4 protein-coding genes are annotated in these 4,922 nt (G+C 67.2%); all 4 read left to right on the top strand.

The window, feature by feature from the left end; all coding sequences use genetic code 11:
- Window positions 1-926, top strand: a 926-nt coding sequence (locus AC1DRP_RS34945) for an ABC transporter ATP-binding protein (RefSeq protein ID WP_476770936.1), incomplete at its 5' end; no start/stop codon positions are given.
- Window positions 923-1,813, top strand: coding sequence for an ABC transporter permease (locus tag AC1DRP_RS34940; protein WP_441490857.1), 891 nt, complete (start codon window positions 923-925; stop codon window positions 1,811-1,813). The genes AC1DRP_RS34945 and AC1DRP_RS34940, both read left to right, overlap by 4 nt.
- Window positions 1,814-1,825: 12 nt before the next feature.
- Window positions 1,826-2,620 carry an ABC transporter permease gene (locus tag AC1DRP_RS34935; protein ID WP_441507087.1) on the top strand — a complete coding sequence of 265 codons (795 nt, stop codon included), beginning with the start codon at window positions 1,826-1,828 and terminating at the stop codon, window positions 2,618-2,620.
- Between the two features lie 184 nt (window positions 2,621-2,804).
- Window positions 2,805-4,853 carry a hydantoinase/oxoprolinase family protein gene (locus tag AC1DRP_RS34930; protein ID WP_441507088.1) on the top strand — a complete coding sequence of 683 codons (2,049 nt, stop codon included), beginning with the start codon at window positions 2,805-2,807 and terminating at the stop codon, window positions 4,851-4,853.
- Window positions 4,854-4,922 lie beyond the last annotated feature (69 nt).

The raw sequence follows: 4,922 nt of genomic DNA, 5'->3' as shown, positions 1-4,922 counted from the left end.
CGCTGAGAATGATCGCGGGCCTCGTGCCCGCGACCTCCGGACGGATCGTCGTCGGCGGCAGCGACCTGACCGAGGTCGCGACGCATCGGCGCGACATGGGTCTGGTCTTCCAGAGCTATGCGCTGTTCCCGCACATGAGCGTGGCGCGCAACGTCGCTTTCGGCCTCGAGATGCGCAAAGTCGACAAGGGCGAGATCGCCAAGCGGGTGAAGGAGGCGATCGCGCTCGTCCACCTCACCGGCAAGGAGGAGCACCGGCCGGCCCAGCTCTCCGGCGGCCAGCAGCAGCGCGTGGCGCTGGCGCGTGCGCTCGTCATCCGTCCCTCGATCCTGCTCCTCGACGAGCCGCTCTCCAATCTCGATGCCAAGCTGCGCGACGAGATGCGCAACGAGATCCGCGACATCCAGAAGCGCCTCGGCATCACTGCGATCTTCGTGACGCATGATCAGGTCGAGGCGCTGACCATGTGCGACAAGGTCGTGGTGATGAATCAGGGCCGGCTCGAACAACTCGGAACCCCGGTCGAACTCTATGAGACGCCGAAGACGGCCTTCGTCGCGAGCTTCGTCGGCCGCAGCAATCGCCTGACGGCTGTCGCCCGCAATGGCGCGGCCGAGTTCGCAGGCCAGCGCATAGCCGCTCCCGCCGGCCTCGAGGGACCGGTGCAGGTGATGATCCGCCCGCATCGCCTCGGGCTTTCGCCGGACTCTGCTGCAGCCGCGGATTCCGCGCGCCAGCACGTTTCGGGCACCGTCGCCCGCGCGATCTTCGCCGGCGACATCCTGCAATATGACGTCGATGTCGGTGGCCAGATCGTCTCGGTCGAGCTCGCGACCCGCGGCGGCGAGAGCGTGATCGAGCCGGGCCGCCCGGTGACCCTGTCCTGGCGGCCGCAGGACATCTTCGTCTACGGAGCGGCAGCATGAGCGCCGTCGCGCCAGCCGCAGCGATGGCGGCCCCGATGCCGGCCGCGGAGCGGAGCAGCGGCCTGCCGCTGGTCGTGCTGCTGCTCCTGCCGATCGCGCTCGTGAACGCCTTCGGCTTCCTCGCACCCGTCTTCAACCTCCTGCGCATGTCGTTCTACGAGTCGCAGGCGACGGGCGCGATGGTCGAGGTCTATACGCTCGCGACCTGGGCCTCGGTGCTGCGTGACAGCTTCTACGCCGAGCTCATTCTCAACAGCATCCTGGTCAGCCTCGGAATCACGCTGATGACGCTGGTCTGCTCCTATCCGATCGCGCTCTATCTTCATCGCTCCAGCGGCACATGGCGCACGATCCTGCTCGTGCTGGTGATCTCGCCGCTGCTGACTTCGGCGGTGGTGCGGACCTATGGCTGGGTCGCGATCCTCTCGGAAAACGGACTCGTCAACAATGCGCTCGGTGCCATCGGCATCGCGCCGCTCAAGCTGATGTTCAACAAGACCGGCGTGGTGATCGGGCTGACCGAGATCCTGATGCCCTACATGATCCTCGCGCTGCTTGCCGGCTTCGGCCGGCTCGATCCGCGTGTCGAGGAGGCTGCGTCCACGCTCGGCGCGCCGCCGTGGAAGGTGTTTCGCCATATCGTCGTGCCGCTGACCCTGCCGGGCATCGCGCTTGGGTCGCTGCTCTGCTTCGTGCTGGCTGTCTCATCCTTCATCACGCCGAAGCTGCTCGGTGGCGGCCGTGTCTTCCTGCTTGCGACCGAAATCTACGACCAGGCCATCGTGACGCTGAACTGGCCGCTCGCCGCGACGCTCTCGATCCTCGTGCTCGTCATCTTCGGCGGTGCTCTCGTGCTCTACACCCGCGCCCTGCGCGCAATCATGTGAGGGGAGGACATCATGGACGAACGCCCGATTTCTCCCGCCCTGAAGATCCTCGCCGGTGCGATGTTCATCTTCCTGCTGGCGCCGTTGATCGTCGTCGTACCGATCTCGTTCTCCGGCGACAGCTACATGATGTTCCCGCCTTCGAGCTGGAGCACCAAATGGTACCCGGCGATCTTCGCGGACGGGAAGATGGTCTCCGCTTTCTGGACGAGCCTGTTGCTCGCCTTCCTGGTGACCGTGCTCAGCCTGCTGATCGGCCTGCCGGCGGCCTATGCCCTGGTCAGGCTCAAGCCGCGCGGCGCGGAATTCCTGTCGAGCCTGTTCACCGCGCCGCTGCTGCTGCCGACGATCGTGCTCGGCCTGGCGATCCTGATCGTGTTTTCCGGATATGGCCTACTCGCGACCTTCCAGGGTCTCGTTGCAGCGCATCTGGTCGTGACCTTGCCCTACGCCATCCGGGTGCTCTCGACCGCTCTCGCCACCCTGCCGATCCCGGTCGAGGAAGCGGCCGCGACGCTGGGCGCCTCGCCGCTGACGGTGTTTCGGCGCGTCACCCTGCCGATGATGCGCTCGGGCATTGTCGGCACCACGGCGCTCTGCTTCCTCGTCTCCTTCGACGAGGTCGTGCTCTCGCTCTTCATGACCGGCCCCCGCATCTCGACGCTGCCGGTTGCGATGTATCACCGCGTCGAACAGCAGGCCGATCCGCTGGTCGCGGCCTTGTCCGTGCTGCTCGTCGTGCTCACGCTCGTCGTCGTTCTGGTTGTCGACCGGACCTCCGGCCTCGCCAAGACCTTCGTCAAATGAACACCTTGGTCGCATCAGGACGGCCGGACAAAGGGAGCCGCATGGTCTCGAGCTGTCATGAAGCAGGCCGCTAGCCCGGCCGAACACTGAAGGCGGTCGGGCAGGGCCCGCCGCCGCGCCGAAACGCCCACTCTTCGAACCTGGCCTGCTCGCGGCGCGAGCGGGAACCCTGGAGTTTTGCCTGATGGAACAGGATATCCGCATCGCCGTCGATATCGGCGGCACCTTCACCGATATCGAGATCCTCGATGCCGGTACCGGCGCGATCCACCAGATCAAGACCCCGAGTACACCGAAGGATCCGTCCGTCGGCCTCCTCACCGGCATCCGCCAAGCGTCGGAGCGCTTCGGTTTCCCGCTGGAAGCAGTGCAATATCTGCTGCACGGTACCACGATCGCGACGAACGCGGTGCTGGAACGCAAGCTGCCACTCGGGGCAGTGGTCACCACGACGGGCTTCGAAGACGTGATGCAGATCGGCCGGCACGGCCGCAAGGACGTCTACGCGATCACCCTGGAGCAGCCGGAGCCGCTCGTCGCCCGCCGCTTCTGCTTCGGCGTCGAGGAGCGCGTCGGTGCAGACGGGCGGATCATTACTCCGCTGCATGAGGACGGCGTTCGCAGGATCGCGTCCGAAATCGCCAGGGCCGGCGTCAGGTCGGTCGCGGTCTGCCTGCTGCACGCCTATGCCAATCCGGCCCATGAGCGGCGCGTTGGCGAGATTCTGTCTGACTTGCTGCCGGGCGTCGCCATCTCACTCGCCAGCGACATCTCGCCCGAGATCCGCGAATATGAACGCATGTCGACCACGGCGCTGAACGCGCTGCTGGTGCCGATCGTCCAGAGCTATACCGACCGTCTCGCCGGGCGCCTCGCCGAGGAGGTGCCGCAGACTCAGGTCTACCTCGTCCAGTCCAATGGTGGTGTGTCCGGCCTGGCCAAGGCCGGGCGTGAGCCCGCCCGCCTGCTGCTCTCCGGCCCTAGCGGCGGTGCCGCGGCGGCCAGGCGCCTGTCGGCCGAGCTCGGCGAGCCCAATCTCGTCGCGGTTGACATGGGTGGGACCTCGTTCGACGTCTCCGTGGTCCATGACGGCGTGGTCTCGATGGTCAATGAGGGGGAGGTCGATGGCCTGCCCGTGCGGCTGCCGATGATCGAGATGCGCACCATCGGCGCCGGTGGCGGCTCGATCGCCTGGGTCGATGACGGCAATCGCCTGCGCATCGGCCCGCACAGCGCCGGAGCCGATCCCGGCCCGGCCTGTTACGGCAAGGGTGGTATCGCGCTCACCGTGACCGACGCCAATCTCCTGCTCGGTCGGCTCGACGGCAAGAGCTTCATGGGCGGGGCGATGCCGCTCGACCGTGAGGCCGCGCGGCGCGCTGCCGAAACCGTGGCGGCGCCGCTAGGGCTCTCCGTCGACAGGACCGCGGCCGGCGTCATCGACGTCGCGAATTCGGCGCTGGCCATGGCGATCCGGCTCTCGCTCTTCGAGAAGGGGCTCGACCCCGAGGATTTCGCCATGCTGTCCTTCGGCGGTGCCGGTGGTGTCCATGCCTGCGAGGTGGCGGAGGAACTCGGCATCCGCCGTGTCATCTTCCCCGCCCATGCCTCGACGCTCTCGGCCTGGGGCATCCTCTGGTCCGATATCGCCCATGATCTCGGCGCCACGCAGATCGGCCTCTTCGATGAACTCGCGCCGGGCCTGGAAGCGACCGCGTCCCGCCTCGTCACGGAGGCGGAAGCGCTGCTCGCCGAGGACGGTGTCGCGCCCGCGGCACGCCGTTTCGAATGGGCCGTCGACCTGCGCTATGCCGGTCAGGCCTTCGACCTGCGTGTGCCGCTGGACGAGGCTGATTTCTCGGCCGCTGGTGTCGCCAAGGCGAGTGCCTCCTTCCACGCCCTGCACAAGCAGCGCTTTTCCTATGACGAGCCCGAGGTCCTGGTCGAAATCGTCGCCCTGCGCCTAAAGGCAGTGGGAGCGCTGGCCAAGCCCGTGCCGGCGCGCCAGGCCGCCGGCTCCGCGAAACCGGCCGCACAGTCGCGCCCGGTCCATGGCCGGGGAGCGGCAGTCGACACCCCGGTCTGGGAGCGCGATGCAATCGGCACCACCGATCCCGTCAGCGGCCCGGCCGTCGTCGAAGAGCCCTACACCTCGATCTACCTGCCGGCCGGCTGGAACATCGTCACCCATTCCGCCGGCGCCCTGATCGCCGACCGCATCACCGCGCAGTGAGGCCCGACACCATGAGCGACATTTTCAAGGGCATCGACCCCGTCCGCCTCGAAGTCATCCGCAATGCGC

The organism is Allobosea sp. 01N443 (assembly GCF_056399325.1).
Note: the sequence above shows the minus strand (reverse complement) of the source record. Positions and strands in the feature narration are given on the sequence as shown.

What these genes read in the sequence shown, in the direction of transcription:
- AC1DRP_RS34940 (WP_441490857.1), top strand. Translation starts at nt 923, where the DNA reads ATGAGCGCCGTCGCGCCAGCCGCAGCGATGGCGGCCCCGATGCCGGCC.
- AC1DRP_RS34930 (WP_441507088.1), top strand. Translation starts at nt 2,805, where the DNA reads ATGGAACAGGATATCCGCATCGCCGTCGATATCGGCGGCACCTTCACC.
- AC1DRP_RS34935 (WP_441507087.1), top strand. Translation starts at nt 1,826, where the DNA reads ATGGACGAACGCCCGATTTCTCCCGCCCTGAAGATCCTCGCCGGTGCG.